Origin of the sequence: Paenibacillus sp. ISL-20 (genome assembly GCF_018613005.1) — a bacterium.
In the GTDB taxonomy this organism is placed as follows: domain Bacteria; phylum Bacillota; class Bacilli; order Paenibacillales; family Paenibacillaceae; genus Paenibacillus_AQ.
On sequence record NZ_JAGGRD010000026.1, the window covers coordinates 100,249 to 118,281 of the forward strand.

An 18,033-nucleotide genomic window follows, 5' to 3' on the forward strand; every position below is an offset into this window, starting at 1 on the left:
ATTTTTTTATTGATGTGAAGGAGTGAGTGTACATGAGCCTGAAAAATAAAACAGCCCTCATCACGGGTGCTGGTAAAGGGATTGGACGCGCCCTGGCGATCGCGCTTGCCAAGGAAGGTGTGCACGTCGGGCTTGTCGCCCGTACGGCAGCTGATCTGGAACCGCTGAGCGCCCTGGTTGCTGAACAATATGGTGTCAGAGCCGTGGCCGCAGTTGCCGACGTTTCCGTACAGAGCGAGGCAGAGGCTGCTTTTGCAGCCGTAAACATGGAGTTGGGCTCGGTGGACATTCTAATCAACAATGCGGGCATTGCCCAATTCGGCAATCTCCTGGAGATGGAACCTGAAGCCTGGAAACGTATCGTCGACGTGAACCTGATGGGAACGTACTACATGACGCGCGCGGCACTACCGGGCATGATCGAGCATAACAAGGGTGATATCATCAACATCTCTTCTACGGCCGGAGAGCGTGGATTCGCCACAGGCTCTGCCTATAACGCTTCTAAATTTGCCGTTATGGGACTGACCGAAGCCGTGCTGCAGGAGGTTCGCAAACACAACATTCGCGTAACCGCTCTGACCCCAAGCACCGTTAACACGGATCTTGCCGTCAATGCCGGCCTGAAGATCGGGGACGAGGACCGCATGCTGCAGCCGGAAGACGTAGCTGAGCTTGTGCTCGCTGCACTGAAGCTGCCGCAGCGTGTATTTGTCAAAACCGCCGGAATTTGGACAACCAACCCGCAATAATGATGCGTCAACAGACGCTGCTATTGCTATAACCATCCAAGGGTGTTCCCTGGGCGTCGGCCAAGGGAACACCCTTTTTGCGTGCAGCCCAGGTGTAAAGCGATTGGTTGTGGCCAGCGACAATTGTCCTTTTTTCCATACGGAATCAAGTGTCAACTATCCTTTGGCATGATATAATGACATGGCGTCATACGACAGCCAGATATTTACCTTAAGCTACACTCATGGAAAGAAGATGACAACAGCATGATCGCCGACATTTTACTCGAAGTGGTACTTCCCATCTTTGTCCTGATAGGCTTTGGCATTATTATGCAATATGCCTTTAAACTCGATTTGTACACACTCGCCAAAATTAACTTTTACTACATTACGCCTGCAGCCGTATTTATGAGTATGTACGAGTCCAAAATGTCACCGCAGCTGCTGGGCATGGTGGCCTTATTCTATGCGCTCTATATCGGCGTCCTCTACCTGATCAGCATGCTGGTTGCCAAGCAGCGCAAGTTCAATCGGGGGATGAGAGCAGCTTTTACCAACAGCCTTCTGCTCGATAATTCGGGAAACTACGGCCTTCCGATCAATGATCTCGCCTTCAAGGGTGATCCGATGGCCGGCTCGGTGCAAGCGCTCATCATGTCTTTTCAGAGCCTCCTTACGTTCACGTACGGAGTTATTTCCATTCAAGGGGCCAAGACAGAAGGATTATACAAACAGGCCATCATCGGATTCCTGAAAATGCCCGTTCCCTATGCCCTCGTCATCGGCATAGTGCTGCATGCCCTTGCGTTGCCGCTTCCGGTCTTTATCTCACAGCCGCTGATGTATGCGGATCAGTCCATGGTGGCGATCGCCCTGCTGACGCTCGGCGCACAGATCATCAAATATCCGCTCCGCCTGCGCCGGCTCGATGTCTACCTCAGCGTGCTGCTGCGTCTCCTGGTCGCGCCGGCCATCGGCATTCTGATCGTGCTGCTGCTCGGCTTAAAGGGCATCCCGGCTCAAGCACTCATCATTGCTTCAGGCATGCCGGTTGGCGTAAATTCATCCATCTTGGCGGAAGAATATCAGAATGAGCCGGATTTTGCTGCACAAACTGTCCTTATATCGACCATACTAAACGTAATTACGATTACCGGCTTAATCACATTAGCTAAATTTGTAGCTTAGCGCTAACTCATCTCTACTAGGAGGAATTTACATATGAATTTTGATCTTGCTATAGACCGAAGCTGTACCGACTGTCAGAAGTGGGACAATGTTCCCACCATCTTCGGCGTGCCCGACGCGCTTCCGATGTGGGTGGCCGACATGGATTTTGCGGCGCCACCCGCCGTTGTAAAGGCGCTCCATCAACGGGTGGAGCATGGCGTATTCGGGTATACGTTCCCGTCCGACTCTTACCGTGAAGCGATTTGCGACTGGATGAAGAAACGCCACAACTGGAGTATTCAGCAGGAGTGGATTCAATTCTGTCCGGGTGTCGTTCCGGCACTCAGCCTTATCGTGGATGCGTTCACCGAGCCGGGAGATCAAGTCGTCATCCAGACGCCGGTCTATCCGCCGTTCTATAGCGTCGTTCAAGACCATGGTCGTGAGCTCGTGCATAATCCGCTGCTTCGAAGTGAGCACGGAGATTACTCGATGGATTTCGAGGACTTGGAGAAGAGCTTTTCTACCGGCAAAGTCAAAATGATCATTCTGTGCAGTCCGCACAACCCGGTAGGCCGGGTGTGGACCAGAACGGAATTGGATCGTCTGGCTTCCCTCTGTCAGCAATACGATGTGCTTGTTGTATCCGATGAAATCCATGCAGATCTGGTGTTTGAATCCGGTGCGCATACGCCATTCGCCGCTCTGTCCGAGGATGCTGCCGAGCGTTCCATCATCTGCACCGCACCAAGCAAGACGTTTAATATCGCCGGTCTGAACACGGCGAACATCATCATCTCGAATGCGCAGCTGCGCAGCAAGTTCCGCAAAATACTGAACCGTTACGCCATTGGCTCCATTACACCGATGGGTGCCGCCGCCACCGAGGCCGCTTACCGTGAGGGCGAACCATGGCTGGATGAACTTCTGGTTTACATCCGCGAGAACATGGAGCTGGTTTCGAATTTCGCCCAGGAGCATCTGCCCGAGCTGAAGGTGGTTATTCCGGAAGCTACTTACCTGCTGTGGATTGATTTCCGCGGGATGGACATGTCCCACGAGGAGTTAAACCGCTTCCTGGTTCAAGAGGCGAAGCTTGGTTTAAACAGCGGTGCGGCCTTCGGCAAGGAAGGCGAAGGTTTCATGCGCATGAACCTGGCCTGCACGCGCGCCACCGTTCAGGAGGCATTGTCTCGCCTGCATAAAGCTGTCGGGGAATGGCGGAAAGCATAAGAAACAAACTCAATTAATAAAAGGAGCCGCGCTAAATGCGCGGCCCCTTTTATTGCTTTTTTAAGACGATGCAAAACTACCTTAGTTGACACCCTCGTTCGCCCACTACCTCTTCAGTAGTTTCCCATCCGGTCTCGGTCTCCGTGTCCCGTCCATAGCTACAGTGTCAGCGCCGGCCTCATGAACGGCAAAGGCATCCTCAAGGGGCGGGGTAATATAAACGGGATAATCCTCGATCTGCCGTTTGAGCAGCCCGATGACCGCAACATTCACGGCAGCTTTAATCACCGCAATATCTCACCGTAATGCCACACTTGAGCAGCTGCGCCTATGACACCTGCATCACTGCCAAAGTTAGCAGGCATAATCCTGCAGCAGCTTCTCATATACGAAGAAGTCCGGACATCGACCTCCTGATCGAGCGCCTGCAAAAAACGAGGACCCGATTCCGCCACTCCCCCGCCAATCACAACAACCTCCGGATTAAATACATGAATATAACCGGCAACGGCCGCTCCCAGTGCTCGGATAACAACCCGCATCACCTCCGTGGCCGACGGATCATGCCGGTGCCAGGCCTCAATAATATCCCGAGCATTAGGTTCCCAATCATATGAAGCGCTTTCAATCTTCTGCCTCTCAAGCCCTAATCTGGCAATGCCGCTGCCTGAAGCATACAGCTCAATACAGCCGTTATTTCCGCAGCTGCAGCGAGGACCGTTGATGTCAATACTGACATGGCCAAGCTCCGCTGCCCCGCCAAAGACGCCTCGAAGAAGACGCCCCGATTCCATGACGGCACCGCCAATCCCCGTACCAAGAGCAAGGCACACAAAGTTATCACAATCCTTGCCAACGCCGTACATTTTCTCGGCAATGGCTATAACATTAACATCATTGTCAACATGCACTCGGGTATCGTAACGTTCGGATACCTTTCGTTTAATCTCCGTCCCTGTCCAACCCGGCAACGTATCTCCCGCGTATCGAACAGTTCCTTCCCGAAAATCAATTTGGCCTGCGCTGCCGATACCGATACCTTGCACCTCTTCCTCTGAACCGACGGATTCCATCATCATGTCGATGCCAATATGAACTTTGTTCATAAGCTGCTCCGGGCCTTTATTGGCCTCGGTAGGCATCAGATGCCGGTGTATGATCTTTCCTTGTCTATCGATAACTGCAAACTGGACTTTCGTCCCCCCAATATCAACGCCGATCGCGTAACTCATGGTATGGAAATCCCCCCTTCTGTGATCAATAAAACGGATGATAGATTCATCCCGCGCTCCCGCCCGAAGATGAACAGAAGTGAATCAATCCCAAGGATCGATTCACTAGTACAGCTTATCCACAACGGACCTTGCGGTTTTCTCCAAGGACTCCGAGGCATCCTCTTTTTTCATCGTTAAGAGTGTTGTAAGAATGTTCAACATATACGTCTGCATGAACTTTGTTGCCAGTGCTCCGCCCTCTGTTGGCATTTCCCTGGAAGATACAAGAAGAACCGTGTCCGCATATGTGGCGATCGGGGAACGGAGATGTCCGGTCAAACAGATGACGTCCGCTCCATTCTGCTTCGCTTCCTTCACCGGATCCACCAGGTCACGCGTGCTGCCAGAAGTGGAAATGGCGAATACGAGATCGCCCTTCTTGACCAAGGAAGCGGACATGGCAATAATATGCGAATCCCGGTGCGCTTCCACATTAAGCCCCAGTCTCATCAGCTGATAATGCAAATCCAGTGCGGTTATGCCTGAAGAACCCACGCCATAGACATACACTTTGTTTGCGGCCAGCAGCTTATCCACCGCCATCTTTAGATTGTCGGCGTTCACCAGATCCAGCGTATTCTTAAGTAAAATTTCATGCTGCATCGTCAGCTTGCGGGCCACCGTCATCATGTCATCCTGTTCATCGATAGCGGTATCCATTACGGATGGAGGACGATCCACCAAATCTTGTGCAACGGACAGCTTGAATTCATGAAATCCCCGAAACCCCAGCTTGCGGCAGAATCGAATGACGGATGTCTCGCCGACCCCTGCCCTCTCAGACAAATCCGTTACGGTAGCGAGCACAGTTTCCTCAGGGTAGCTTTTCACGTAATCAGCCACTTTTTTCTCCGTCTTGGTCAGGGAGGAATAAATGCTTGATATCATCAACAACGTGTTAGAATGATTCAGTCTTGGGCCAACTCTTGCCATTCCACACCCCTCGTTTCTCTCTAACTGGCATGAAAAGAATTTTTTCTCCTTAATTATATATTAAAAAAGAGTTTTCTTTCAATCATAAAAAAGAAGCTGTCAGCATCCTTGAATCGGATCTGCAGCTTCAATCACTGTAGTTAAACCGTCATCCTGTTCCGTACCTCCGATCGAGCAGTCTTACATCATGCTTCCACTATCGTCCGTAGCTGAAGTCAGCCCCTCCAACGTGACGGCCCCATTCAGACTGTCGCCGGCCACCTGTCCCCGCTCCATCTGATAACCTGCGTCCAGCATCGAACCATCCAGCTGATGAAGCTGCTGGCTGACTTGGTCCATCTGTTGGAACAGCTGACGATGTTGATAAGCTTCGGCGTTCTCGCTCTGCTGTGCAGTCTCGTCCATTTGCTCGAATGTCGTTTTGTTCTCGCCCAGCACTTGGCGGTACTGCTCCGCCGTAGCGGTTCGGATATCCTGCACCGCATTCATCATCCCATGCAAAACCATCCGGCAATTCACCAGTTCCTGACGGACGGCAGCAGAAGTTTCAGGCGAAACCGCAGCCTGGGCGCTTTGAAGCTCGGCTTGGATCTGACTGAGCTGGCTTACGATCATTCCGACTTCGGTCATTCCCCCGTTTTGCGCTGCTGTAGTCAATTGGCCCGATAGCTGATTGAGTCTCATCGACATATTTTGAATATTGCTCATTGCAATCCCCCTTTTTTCGGATAGAGACCATTTTTATGAATAGGATGCGATAAACCATGGATTGCTATTCATGTCGATATCTGGTCAGGAGGTCCCTGTCTGTTGGAATACAGGGCGAGATGCCGATATAATAGAGTAAGCCAACATATGAAAGTAGGTAAATTAAAGAGTCCGCATGATCAAACGCAAAAAAACGACACTTTTCCTAATTGCTGCCTTATTACTCGCCATATTTTATATGCAGCTGCAAACCTCCATACCGGGATTCATCAACGATCTTGATTTTAATAGCAAAGAAACCCCTGAAGTCTCCCAGCTCCACCCGTATGTATTGCAGCAAAAGAACGAGCTTGTCCGTCTCACCAAGAAAAAAGGAATCACGATCATCATAACGGACGGTTACCGCAGCCATGAAGAGCAGACCCGCATCTACAATCAGGGCCGCAGCACCGAGGGCGACATCGTGACGAATGCCAAGGCAGGAGAATCCCTTCACAACTATGGGCTTGCGATTGATTTTGCGCTAAGACTAAAGGATGGCAGCATCATCTGGGATATGGAATATGACGGGAACGGAAACGGCAAAGCCGACTGGATGGAGGTTGTGGAAATTGCCAAAGATTTAGGCTTCCAGTGGGGCGGTGATTGGGCCAACTTCCCGGATTATCCACATTTACAGATCGATTTTGGACTGACGATCCGTGATTTGAAACGGGGAAAGCTCCCTCCCATGGACGCTTCCGAGACTTTGGAAGCAAAGTGAACGGCAATAGCAATTTGAAGAACTCGATAGGTATGGTATGTCCAGATAAGCGCAGCCGGATCCCATATATAGAATATTAACGGACCCCATCGACGTTATTTACGTTTTTATGCCGTATTCTCAGAATATAACGGACACCAAAGTCGCTATTCAACTAAAAATATAGTTTATCTCTGTTTTTAACTGTAAATAAGAGCTCCCCTGTCCGTTACGGTGAGAATAGAGTCTGTGGTCGACCAGATCCTTCTGGTCGGCCTTTTGACGTTGTTCTCTGGAAAAGCGTCTTGATGGATTTGTGATATCCAACCAAATGCTTGACATTCGATTCACCTTTTGGTTATATAGTCATATATATGAGTATATAACCCTAACAGGACATGAAGGTAAGGCGGTGATTCTTATTGAGCGGTACCGTGCATCCAGATAATAAGCCCCTGTTCATCCAGATCAAGGAGAAGATCGAGGACCAGATCGTGAATGATCTACTGCTTGAAGGTGAACAGGTTCCTTCCACGACGCAGCTCTCCCAATTTTACAAAATCAATCACATCACGGTGTTAAAGGGCATCAACCTGCTGGTTGATGCCGGACTCATCTATAAAAAGCGAGGTGTCGGCATGTTTGTTGCAGAAGGGGCCAAGGAAACGCTGCTCCAGACCCGAAAGAGTGCATTTGCGGAACATTATGTGGTGCCTATGGTACAGGAAGCAGACAAACTCGGTTTGTCCACGGATGAGCTTTTTCAAATCATAACCCAGTTAAAAGGAAGTGACCTCCATGAATCTTGATGTTCAGTTTGACCGCCTTTCGGTGGTATACGGTGACCTCGAAGCCGTCCGCAATGTTTCGCTTCATCTCCCGGCAGGCAAAATTTATGGTCTCCTGGGGCGGAACGGAGCAGGCAAAACCTCACTACTGTCTGTTCTTGCTTCATTTCGTGAACCCTCATCGGGGTCAGTTACGATTGGCGGCGAGCAGCCGTTCGAAAATGCCAAAATCATGAGGGAAGTCTCCTTCATCTACGATGTCGACTATAAAGACGAGACGGACAAGGTCAAGGTAGCGATTGATTCCATATCCAGACACCGGCCCCATTTCGATACTGGGTACGCCCTTGAGCTCGCACGCAAATTCAAGTTGCCCTTGGATAAGCAGCTGAAGCAGCTTTCCAAAGGGATGCAATCTGCTTTTAACGTATGTATCGGACTTGCCAGCCGCTCGCCGGTGACCATATTGGATGAAGTTTATCTCGGCATGGATGCACCGTCACGCGAAATTTTTTACCGGGAACTGCTGGAAGACCAGGAGCGCCATCCCCGTACATTCATTCTCTCCACCCACCTGGTTTCGGAGATGGATTATCTGTTTGAAGAAGTCATTATCATTCACAAAGGCCAGTTCGTGCTGCAAGACGATTATGAAAGCCTCACGTCCCGGGGCGTTTCCATTACGGGCCCAGCGGCAAAGGTAGATGAATTCATCCAGGGCATGAAGGTGCTCAACGTGCAGCAGCTCGGTTCTACCAAGGCCGTCATGGTCTATGGGGAATTAAACGAGGCATCCCAGCTAGCCGCACATCGGGCAGGACTTGAGATCGGGCCGATCTCGCTCCAGGACTTGTTTATCCATCTGACGGGGGAGGAATATTCCGCATGAAAAAAACGTCATCAGCCGTAACCAGAGTATCGACGGACATGTTTATTCAGCAAGGCAGCTGGGCCTTGGGATTTCTATTTATTGTGCTTCTGATCTATATTGGAGCCGGCGTCGGTAGCAGTATTGGAGTCAATGTTCGCGAAGGAATGACAGAGGAGGGCTTCTTCTCTCTCACTTACCGCTCAACCAAAGGATTTATGCTCGTCATCGGCATCATTTCGGCCTACGGCTTTCTAAGCTATTATGTAAGACATGGAGTAACCCGCAGGGATTTCTTCACTGGAGCCGCTGTGGCTGCCGTCTATCTGTCATTGGCCTTTCCAGTCGTGGTGGGTCTAGTCAATTGGATCATCGGGATGGTTACCTCCCATGATGCCGGCAGCACCTCGCTGCTGCCGGAGTTCGATAACAACTGGCTGCTGACACTTGTCTCCTATGGCGTCCAAATCTTTACCTATTATCTGATGGGGTGGATGATCGGATCCGGTTTTTACCGGTTTGGCTGGATTCGCGGCTTGGGATGGATCGCCGTAGCCCTAGTATTGATCGGCTTCATGGATGCATTGTGGCAATTTGAGCTGGCTTCCATATGGGAACTGTGGCTGCCTGTCACGACAGCCTTTTCCGTCACGCTGCCGGTTTCTCTTGCAGGCTCCGTGGCCGTCATCCTGATTACACTTATTCTGATTCGACTGATAACCCGAAGAGTTACGATCAAAATGTAATATATACGCAAAATAAATGGCTGATCCAAGGGGAGCAACAAATTTACCCCGGAGTCAGCCATTTATCATTTACATCGTTTTAAATTAAGCAGCACTGCTCTTCTTTTTATTGTAAATATCAAAGGCTACCGCTGCGAGAAGAACCAGACCTTTGATTCCTTGCTGCCAGTCGATGCCAAGACCTACAAGCGACATCCCGTTATTGAGCACACCCATGACGAGACCGCCGATGATGGCACCAAAGACCGTACCGATCCCGCCGGTAGCCGAAGCGCCACCGATGAAGCTCGCCGCGATGGCATCCAGCTCAAAGTTCGTGCCGGCTCTTGGCGTCGCCGCGTTCAAGCGGGCGGCAAAGATCAAGCCTGAGATGGCTGCCATCACGCCCATGTTGACGAATACCCAGAACGTGACCTTCTTGGTTTTCACGCCAGACAGCGCCGCCGCTTTCTCGTTGCCGCCAAGCGCATAAATATGACGGCCCATCACGGTTTTGTTCATCACGAAGGAATAGATGATGATCAACACCAATAGCAGAATCAGAATGTTCGGCAGGCCGGCATAACTGGCCAGCATGAACGTAAAGGCATTGATAACTGCCGCGATAAGGACCAGCTTCAGGAGAAACAAGCCGTTTGGCAGAACTTCGAAGTTGTATTTTTTATGCGATTTTCGCTCGCGAAGCTCATTGATCAGGAAAATAACCGTAAAGACGATCCCAGCCAGAATCGCGATCAGATTGGTGCCGGTGTTACCGAAATCCGGAATAAAGCCGGAGCTCAGTTTCTGGAAGCCTGAAGGAAAAGGCGCAATCGATTGACCTTCCAGCACAATCATGGTTAGACCACGGAACAGCAGCATTCCCGCAAGCGTTACAATAAAGGCCGGTATCCTTACATAAGCCACCCAGAACCCCTGCCAAGCACCGATCAGGCCTCCGACGATCAGGGATACGATCACCGCAATGACCGGATGCAGCTGCATATCCACCATCATAATCGCGGCCACCGCACCAACGAAAGCAGCTACCGAACCGACCGACAAATCAATATGGCCCGTAATAATGACAAGCACCATGCCGATGGCAAGTACGAGGATATAGCTGTTCTGGAGAATCAGGTTTGTGATGTTGATTGGCTCCAGCAGCAGCCCGCCCGTAATGATCTGGAAAAATATCATAATGACAACAAGGGCGATGATCATCCCGTATTGGCGGATGTTGTTTTTGAACATTTTTTTGAGTGTTTCCATGCTTAAGCCCCTCCGTTCTTGGTCATGTATCTCATCAGGGTTTCCTGCGAAGCCTGCTCTCTGCTAACCTCACCGGTTATCCGTCCCGCGCTCATGACATAAATCCGGTCGCAGATCCCTATAATCTCCGGCAGCTCCGAGGAAATGACAAGCACGCCCTTCCCCTCATCCGCCAGCTGGTTAATGATCGCGTATATCTCGTATTTGGCCCCAACGTCAATCCCCCGCGTCGGCTCATCCAGGATCAGAATGTCCGGCTCGGCATAAATCCATTTACTTAGGACGACCTTCTGCTGATTCCCCCCGCTGAGGTTTCCCGCCTTCTGGAGAATGTTCGGCGTTTTGATCTTGAGCTTCTTCCGCATGTCCTCCGCCACGAGTATTTCTTCCTTATCGTCAATGACCATATTCCTCGCAAGCTTGGACAGTCCGGTAAGCGAGATGTTGCGCTTGATATCGTCCATGAGGATCAACCCGTATTCCTTACGGTCCTCGGTCACGTAAGCTAAGCCGTTATCAATGGCTTCGGTAATGGATTGATTCCGGATTTCCTTTCCGTCTTTGCGCAGCGTTCCGGTAATATTCCGGCCGTACGCCTTACCGAAAATACTCATCGCAAGCTCGGTCCGACCGGAACCCATCAGCCCGGCAATGCCCACGACTTCCCCCCGGCATATATTCATGCTCACGTTGTCAATCACTTTGCGGCCTGCTTGCTGCTCGTGATATACCGTCCAATCCTTAATCTCCAGAATGACTTCCCCGATCTTCGGTGTCCGCTCCGGATAGCGGTTCGTCAAATCCCGGCCGACCATGCCGCGGATGATCCGGTCCTCGTTCACCTCGCCGCCTCTCATATCCAGCGTTTCGATGGTTTGACCGTCACGAAGAATCGTAATGGAATCCGATACCTTCGAGACCTCGTTCAATTTATGGGAGATTAGGATGCAGGAGATTCCCTGTTTCTTGAATTCCAGCATCAGCTCCAGCAAATTCTCGCTATCGTCCTCATTGAGCGCCGCCGTCGGTTCGTCCAAAATAAGCAGCTTCACCTTCTTGGATAAGGCCTTTGCAATTTCGACCAGTTGCTGCTTGCCGACGCCGATGCTGCCGACCTGTGTGTTCGGATTCTCGCTGAGTCCCACCTTATCCAGCAGCGCTTTGGCACCCATCATCGTCTCATTCCAGTTCATAATGCCCTTCTCAGCACGCTCGTTCCCCAAGTAAATGTTCTCGGCAATCGACAGATAAGGGATCAACGCAAGCTCCTGATGGATGATGACGATGCCCAGGTCTTCGCTTTGCTTGATATTTTTAAATTCGCAGACGCTGCCTTTGAACAAAATATCTCCCTCATAGGAGCCATGTGGATACACACCGCTCAGCACTTTCATCAACGTGGATTTGCCCGCTCCGTTCTCCCCGCACAGGGAATGGATTTCACCTTCGCGAACTTTCAAATTCACGTTATCCAGCGCCTTCACCCCGGGAAACGCTTTCGTAATATTCCGCATTTCAAGAATGTACTCTGACATCTGGCTTCACCTTCCTATCGTTTCGTGTTCGCTGCCTTAAGACTATTTCAATCCGATTTCTTCCTTGGAATAATAGCCAGTCTCCACAACCTCTTTCTCCACGTTGGAAGCATCTACGGATACAGGAGGGAGCAGATAGGCAGGCACGACCTTGATGCCGTTGTCGTACGATTCGGTATCGTTGACCTCGGCTTCTTCTCCCTTCAGCACGCTCTCCGCCATCTTGACTGCCTGTTCGGCGAGCTGGCGTGTATCCTTGAACACCGTCTGGGTTTGCTCACCGGCTACGATCGATTTAATGGAGGCAAGCTCAGCATCCTGACCAGTAATGATCGGCAGGGGCTTACCTGCCGTCCCATAGCCCACACCCTTGAGCGAGGAGATAATGCCGATACTGATCCCGTCGTAGGGAGACAGCACCGCATCCAGATTTTCGCTGGAATAGTTGGCGCTGATCAGGTTATCCATCCGCGACTGGGCCAAGGCCCCGTCCCAGCGCAGGGTCGCAATCTGGGCCATCGTGGTCTGCTTGCTCCGAACCACAAGCTTACCCGAATCCATGTAAGGCTTCAGAATGGACATCGCGCCATCATAGAAAAAGTAAGCATTGTTATCGTCCGGCGATCCACCGAACAGCTCGATATTGAACGGCCCCTTCCCTTCCTTCAAGCCGAGCTTCTCTTCAATATAAGAGGCTTGTTGAACGCCGACCTGAAAGTTGTCGAACGTAGCATAATAACTCAAATGCTCGGTATTGCGGATCAACCGATCGTAAGCAATAACCTTAATTCCCTGATCATGAGCCTTCTTGATCACGTCGGTCAGCGTATTTCCATCAATTGAAGCGATGACGATGACGTCGACCCCTTTCGTAATCATGTTCTCGATCTGCGAAATCTGGTTTTCAATCACGTCCTCAGCAAATTGAAGGTCGGTTTTATATCCTTTTTCCTGAAACAGCCGCTCCATGTTCTTCCCGTCAGCCACCCAGCGCTCGGATGATTTGGTTGGCATCGCAAGGCCGACGTACCCCTTATCAGCATCGCCGGTTTTGCTTTCGGCGAGGTTGCAAGCTGTCAGAGCCAGGAGCAGCACCGCGATCAGCAACCCTAGCAATCCTCTCTTCATCGGTAGTTCCCCTTTCCGAAAAATGGAATCGAGAGCGCTTACAACCGAAGGTTCGAAAAGCCTCTCTGTACTAAAAAGGATAAATCCCATCGGGTGTGGGGGTCTTTCCACGAAAACAACCTTTTTTATAATTTTCATACTTTTGTTGTTTGGGTTTTACACGAGTGTACATGGCTGCATAACTTTCCGGCTCCGTTCACACCATGCCCCCAAGCGTTGCCGGCATCCAAAAGGGGGTGTCCCAAAAGATCTTAGATCTTGCGGGAGGCCCCCTTCTTGCTGTTAGAAGACGCTCCATGTACGAATCGTTCCTCCCATCGCTGTCGCTTGTCCGGAATCGATTCGTCCTCTCCGCTACGCCGTGCAGATTTCTTACTTTTTTAGACGCAAAGAAACCGTTCTTTGGTAAGATGGAGGTGCTACCCAAACCATTTTCGAAAGGAACGGTTTCTTTTTGTACATTGAATATACCATGGGGCAACCCCGGCGGCGGTCGAGACAGCTACCATCCCAAGATGCTCACCAAAGTCATCGTCTACGCATACACACAATTGTTTTCGACCATCGCCGAGACCGAGAAACAGGAAGAGCATGAACAAGAGGACAAGACCTCGCCGAATTCGGCGGGTCGTCCGCGCTAACCAGTGAAAAATTGGAGGTCGCTGTACAGCAATTGGAGGTGAAACTGCAATCCCGGCCCAAGGACAACGGTTCGGGACGCCCATTTCAAGATCCTCGCTCAACCACCTACTCTTCCTGAACCGTCGCCCCTTTGCGGTATCGGTTCGGTGATACCCCCATTACCTTCTTAAAAGCCGTGCTGAAATAATGCTGGCTGTCATACCCCACCCGCTCCGCGATGTCCAGGATACTCAGATCGGTGGAATTAAGCAGCTGAATCGCCTTTTGAATCCGCGTCTGGGTCATAAGTGTAATAAAGGACGTGCCCAGTTCTTTCTTTAGCGTTCGGCTCAGATAGACTGGCGAAACCTGCAGCGCCTGGGCAAACGATTCCAGCGTCAGCTCCCGAACGGCATACTGCTCCTGGATGAGCTGCCGGGCCCGCCGTACTAACGGAGACAGCTGCGCATCCTTAAACACCCCATCCCGGCAGGCCTCATAGGCTGCAGCAACCGCCCCCGCTCCTTCCGATACAAACTCCATATGAACGTTGACAGTCAGCTTCAAGTACTTCTGAATGGATTGCTCGGCATCGGCTGCGATTTCCACATCCGTCTCACCCCATAAACAGATGCCAATCCATCCTGTATGATCACGGAACAAAACACAAGGAGCGGGATGGATCAGCTCGGAAATGATATTCTCCATCGCGAACAGATACAGCTGCCGGTCGCTTTCCTTCATCAAAGGCTGCGGAGCCGTCATCTCCGGCCATCTGGCGATGCCGACCTGAGTAGGATTACTACGAGGAAGCCCGAGAAACTCCAGCTGCTCCAGCGCCTCCTCCTCATCCAGCAGGCCATGCATCCATTCCAAGCAGAATCGTTCCCGCAGCAGCGGAATATTCTTCTCGATTTGCTCGGAGGCCTTCTTCAGATAACTCTCCTGGATTTGCCGGTCATTCAGTTCATCCCTTACGCTTCCAAGCACTCGAATCAGGTGATCCGCATTCACCGGCTTTAATATATAATCCTTAACCCCGAGCCGGATCGCTTCCTGCGCATACGCAAATTCGTCATGGCCAGTAATAATGACGAACCGGCATTCGGGACGTTCTTCCTTCATCCGCTTCATGAGCCCGATGCCATCCAGGAATGGCATATTCATATCGACCAGCATAATGTCGATCAGCCGGCTGAGCGCAAGCTCCAGCGCTTCCTCGCCATCCTCCGCTTCAGCAGCCACCTCCATGCCAAGAGCCTCCCAATCCACCGCATCCCGAATTCCTTCACGGATAATCGGCTCATCGTCAGCAATCAGGACTTGATACGCTTTGTTCATAGCCTGTCTCTCCCATCATGATTGGAGGACGAAGGGGCGGTATGCAGCAGCGGATGCGTAATCATTACCGTGGTTCCCTCGTTCTCTATACTGTCAATTGCGATTCCGTACTCATCGCCGAACGTTAGCTTGATGCGTGCCTGCACATTCAGCATGCCATAGCTGCGACTTTCGCCTACCCTTTCTCCCTGAGTCGTCTCCATGGCCGTTACCGGATCGTCAAGCTGATTGCGAAGCGTCTCCAGCTGCTCCTTGGACATACCTGCCCCGTCGTCTTGTACGGCAAGCACCAGCACATTCCCCTCGACATCAGCTTTGAGCCAGATTCGCCCCGGTCCTCTCCGGGCCTTAATGCCGTGGTATATCGCGTTTTCCACCACCGGCTGCAGAAGGAGCTTCAGCACGTATAATTTCTCAGCCTCAGGCGAAAGCTCCATCTCAACCTGCAGCCTGTCGCGGTAACGCGTCTTCTGTATCTGCAGGTAGCTGCTGATATGCATCCATTCGTCGGACATGGAGATGATATCATCCCCTTTGCTGAGTCCGATCCGAAACAGCCTCGACAAGGATTCCACCATATCCGATACATCGTCCGCCCCTTTCTTGCGGGCCATCCAATGGATCGTATCCAGTGTGTTGTACAGAAAATGCGGCTTAATGTGGGCCTGTAGGCTGCGCAGCTCCGCTTCGCGCTTCTGCTTCTCCCGGAGCTCGCTCAGCTTCATCAACTTGCGGATCTGCAGAAGCATGCGGTTAAAGCTGCGTCCAAGCATGCCCACCTCATCCTGACGGTTTCCCCAGTAACGGGTCGTCAAATCCCCGGATTCTGCTTTTTGCATGAAGGACATGAGTTGCCAGATCGGTCTGGATATCGACTGTGAAAGCGTGTAGGATGCAGCTATGCCAAACAAGCACACCACAAACAAGAAACAAATCATATAAAATCGAATCTCTCGGACCTCATACACCGATTCGCTGGTTGGAAATACGCCGATCGTCCGCCAGCCGGTAAAGGAGGACGTGCCGTATATCAATTGCAGCCGCTCTCCGTTCGACTCACGGATGAAAGCACCGCTGTCCTCTTCCGGAAACCACGAAGGCGGTATGGACGGAATGATGGAATCCTCCGGCTTATAGATGCTAGAGCCGCCAGGTTCGGCCACCATCAAATATCCGCTTTTTCCAAGCGTAACATCCCGGACCGCTCTCGCAACCGCCCGCAGCTTCAAATCGATCAATACCGCTCCGGTTACTTCCCTCGTATCCGGATTCACAAACGAGCGAACGACCGACACCAGCTCCTCGTTGCCATAATGAACATGGGTGGTGACGTTACGATCTGCCGGATGCCCGAGCACTGTAAAGATTCCTTCATTTGAAGCAGCCTCAAGGTACCAAGCTTCCTCCGTCAAGCTGGCGGGACCGCGCGCATACATTTCGTTACTGATGTATTCCCCGTCGCGATTGACCAGAAGAATGGAGGCGATTTCCGGGTACAGCGTCGTGAAGCCTTGAAGATACCGCTTAATCTCATAATTTTCCTCATTGTCCTGCTTCACCGAGAACGACTGCAGGCCGGAATTACCCGTATCTTCGGTTCCTGCGGCCGGCTTATCCCCTTGGATTTCCCCTTGCAGAAATCGCTCCGTGCGCGGGTCAAATCCGATCAAATACGTAATGTTCTGGAGATTCTCCATATCATTGTCCAAGGTCTGATTGACCTTTCCGATCAATTGAATGGTGTTCGAGGTTACCTGCTGATCCACAATGCGGTTAACCGTCCAATTGACGAGGACGCCCAGCGCGATTGAGGGCAGGATGCCAACCATAAGGAACAAGATGACCAGCTTGTATCTCAGCGGTAAATCCCCGAACCGCAGCCATCGCGAGATGCCTTCGCGCCAGGATTCCGCTCTGATTCTATTTTGCATAATAATCATTCACATTCTCTCGGGTCACAATCGAGATCCCGGTGTCCACCCTTGTCGGAAGTGGAGACACGTCATTGCCGAGCGTCGGGGCCGGTACGGTAAGACCATGATGCAGATGAAATAAATACTGCAGTGACCAATAGCCCATGTTCCACGTCCCCTGAGCGATCGTTGCCGCGATGGTTCCATCGGAAATCCGGTCCAGCGTCCCTTTATTTGTATCGAATCCGATGATGGTAATCCGGTTCGCTTTATTCGCGCCGATAACAGCATCCGCCACGCCCATTCCGCCACTGGCCTCCGTTACGAAGATCCCTTTGAGATCCGGGTGCTTGTCCAGCAGGTCTGCAGCAGCCTCTTTGGCAACGAGGGTATCCCCTTTACCTTCCCTGATCTCCACCGCGGACATGCCCGGATATCGATGTGCTAAAGTGTCCCTGAAGCCTTCGGAACGGTCATCATGATTCTGCTGCCCGGGCTGGGTAACAATCCCGATCTCCCCTTCCCGGCCGAGAAGCTGCGCCATTTTGTCCGCGGCTGCAACGCCAGCGTTGTAATTATTGGTCGCCAGGAAAGAATAGGCCTTACTGTCAGGTGCATCCGCATCGAACAGCACGACGGGTATTCCAGCTTCCACGGCTTTATTAATCGTCGACGTCAGCGCTTTGGAATCGATGGCCGACAAGGCGATACCGGCAGGTTTTTTGGCAATCACTTGTTCCAGAACGGTGATCTGTTCCTCCACGTCATATTGTGTAGATCCTCGGTAATCGACAGTTACGCCCAGAGCATCCCCTCCATCCTCGAAACCCTTTAATATATTTTTCCAATATTCCATGCCGGATTGAAAAGTCACCATGACATAATTCTCCCCAATGCTGCCGTGCAGGCCGCCTTCCTCCCAAGCAGAAGAACGCTTGTCCTCCAGTCTGTACATGAACACATAGGTAAGAAAAGCCAATAGAAGCGCACCGTACACCAGCATCATTTTCTTCATGATTAAATCCCCCGATCCTTGATCCTTCGTTCG

General features: G+C 51.4%; 17 protein-coding genes and 1 pseudogene. 8 read left to right on the top strand and 10 right to left on the bottom strand.

What is annotated here, in order from left to right; translation table 11 throughout:
• The first annotated feature begins 32 nt into the window (after nucleotides 1–32).
• From J7E85_RS16885 to J7E85_RS16895, 3 genes are all read left to right on the top strand, one after another.
• Nucleotides 33–752, top strand: a complete 720-nt coding sequence (locus J7E85_RS16885; protein WP_098742445.1) for a 3-ketoacyl-ACP reductase — start codon at nucleotides 33–35, stop codon at nucleotides 750–752.
• Nucleotides 753–998: 246 nt separating this feature from the next.
• Entirely contained in the window at nucleotides 999–1,922 is a 924-nt protein-coding gene (locus tag J7E85_RS16890; RefSeq protein ID WP_076323014.1) for an AEC family transporter, read from the top strand.
• A gap of 33 nt (nucleotides 1,923–1,955) precedes the next feature.
• Nucleotides 1,956–3,137, top strand: coding sequence for a MalY/PatB family protein (locus J7E85_RS16895; protein ID WP_215159679.1), 1,182 nt, complete (start codon nucleotides 1,956–1,958; stop codon nucleotides 3,135–3,137).
• 105 nt (nucleotides 3,138–3,242) lie between these two features.
• On the opposite strand, the gene J7E85_RS16900 is transcribed toward J7E85_RS16895, so the two are convergent.
• The 4 genes from J7E85_RS16900 to J7E85_RS16915 all read right to left on the bottom strand — a co-directional run bounded on the left by J7E85_RS16900 (nucleotide 3,243) and on the right by J7E85_RS16915 (nucleotide 6,052).
• Nucleotides 3,243–3,425: a hypothetical protein gene (locus J7E85_RS16900; protein WP_353049515.1), complete on the bottom strand. Its 183-nt coding sequence runs from the start codon at nucleotides 3,423–3,425 to the stop codon at nucleotides 3,243–3,245.
• Nucleotides 3,422–4,369, bottom strand: a complete 948-nt coding sequence (locus J7E85_RS16905) for an ROK family protein (RefSeq protein WP_215159681.1) — start codon at nucleotides 4,367–4,369, stop codon at nucleotides 3,422–3,424. Before J7E85_RS16905 ends, J7E85_RS16900 begins: the two co-directional genes overlap by 4 nt.
• Before the next feature lie 105 nt (nucleotides 4,370–4,474).
• Nucleotides 4,475–5,344 (bottom strand): MurR/RpiR family transcriptional regulator, encoded by an 870-nt coding sequence (locus J7E85_RS16910; protein ID WP_215159683.1) that lies wholly within the window; start codon nucleotides 5,342–5,344, stop codon nucleotides 4,475–4,477.
• Nucleotides 5,345–5,524: 180 nt separating this feature from the next.
• Entirely contained in the window at nucleotides 5,525–6,052 is a 528-nt protein-coding gene (locus J7E85_RS16915; protein ID WP_215159685.1) for a hypothetical protein, read from the bottom strand.
• A gap of 175 nt (nucleotides 6,053–6,227) precedes the next feature.
• Here J7E85_RS16915 and J7E85_RS16920 point away from each other — a divergent pair, with 175 nt between their 5' ends.
• The 4 genes from J7E85_RS16920 (at nucleotide 6,228) to J7E85_RS16935 (ending at nucleotide 9,196) form a co-directional block, all read left to right on the top strand.
• Nucleotides 6,228–6,815: a M15 family metallopeptidase gene (locus tag J7E85_RS16920; RefSeq protein ID WP_215159687.1), complete on the top strand. Its 588-nt coding sequence runs from the start codon at nucleotides 6,228–6,230 to the stop codon at nucleotides 6,813–6,815.
• A 401-nt stretch (nucleotides 6,816–7,216) separates the two neighbouring features.
• Entirely contained in the window at nucleotides 7,217–7,603 is a 387-nt protein-coding gene (locus tag J7E85_RS16925; RefSeq protein WP_215159689.1) for a GntR family transcriptional regulator, read from the top strand.
• Complete coding sequence (locus J7E85_RS16930) at nucleotides 7,593–8,471, top strand: ATP-binding cassette domain-containing protein (protein WP_215159691.1); 879 nt, start codon at nucleotides 7,593–7,595, stop codon at nucleotides 8,469–8,471. The genes J7E85_RS16925 and J7E85_RS16930 overlap by 11 nt, the downstream gene beginning before the upstream one ends.
• Entirely contained in the window at nucleotides 8,468–9,196 is a 729-nt protein-coding gene (locus tag J7E85_RS16935; RefSeq protein ID WP_215159693.1) for a Tat pathway signal protein, read from the top strand. Before J7E85_RS16930 ends, J7E85_RS16935 begins: the two co-directional genes overlap by 4 nt.
• Before the next feature lie 84 nt (nucleotides 9,197–9,280).
• Here J7E85_RS16935 and mmsB read toward each other — a convergent pair whose 3' ends face one another.
• Genes mmsB through chvE form a run of 3 tightly spaced genes read right to left on the bottom strand, consistent with a single transcriptional unit; the run spans nucleotide 9,281 to nucleotide 13,110 of the window.
• A complete protein-coding gene (gene mmsB, locus J7E85_RS16940; protein WP_215159694.1) occupies nucleotides 9,281–10,447 on the bottom strand; it encodes a multiple monosaccharide ABC transporter permease in 1,167 nt (388 codons plus the stop codon).
• A gap of 2 nt (nucleotides 10,448–10,449) precedes the next feature.
• Entirely contained in the window at nucleotides 10,450–11,982 is a 1,533-nt protein-coding gene (mmsA, locus tag J7E85_RS16945; RefSeq protein ID WP_215159697.1) for a multiple monosaccharide ABC transporter ATP-binding protein, read from the bottom strand.
• Nucleotides 11,983–12,024: 42 nt separating this feature from the next.
• On the bottom strand, nucleotides 12,025–13,110 hold the full coding sequence (gene chvE, locus J7E85_RS16950) for a multiple monosaccharide ABC transporter substrate-binding protein (RefSeq protein ID WP_215159698.1): 1,086 nt from the start codon (nucleotides 13,108–13,110) through the stop codon (nucleotides 12,025–12,027).
• A 482-nt stretch (nucleotides 13,111–13,592) separates the two neighbouring features.
• Between chvE and J7E85_RS16955 the strand changes: the two are divergent.
• Nucleotides 13,593–13,816 (top strand): annotated as a pseudogene (locus J7E85_RS16955) (hypothetical protein); the annotation flags it as partial.
• A gap of 41 nt (nucleotides 13,817–13,857) precedes the next feature.
• Here J7E85_RS16955 and J7E85_RS16960 read toward each other — a convergent pair.
• From J7E85_RS16960 to J7E85_RS16970, 3 genes are read right to left on the bottom strand one after another with little or no spacing between them, the layout of a single operon-like run.
• Nucleotides 13,858–15,072, bottom strand: a complete 1,215-nt coding sequence (locus J7E85_RS16960) for a response regulator (protein WP_215159702.1) — start codon at nucleotides 15,070–15,072, stop codon at nucleotides 13,858–13,860.
• The gene (locus J7E85_RS16965; protein ID WP_483311323.1) at nucleotides 15,069–17,012 is read right to left on the bottom strand and encodes a cache domain-containing sensor histidine kinase; all 1,944 of its coding nucleotides are present in this window, start codon (nucleotides 17,010–17,012) and stop codon (nucleotides 15,069–15,071) included. The genes J7E85_RS16960 and J7E85_RS16965 overlap by 4 nt, the downstream gene beginning before the upstream one ends.
• Nucleotides 16,993–18,000: a substrate-binding domain-containing protein gene (locus J7E85_RS16970; protein ID WP_215159705.1), complete on the bottom strand. Its 1,008-nt coding sequence runs from the start codon at nucleotides 17,998–18,000 to the stop codon at nucleotides 16,993–16,995. Before J7E85_RS16970 ends, J7E85_RS16965 begins: the two co-directional genes overlap by 20 nt.
• Between the last annotated feature and the right edge of the window lie 33 nt (nucleotides 18,001–18,033).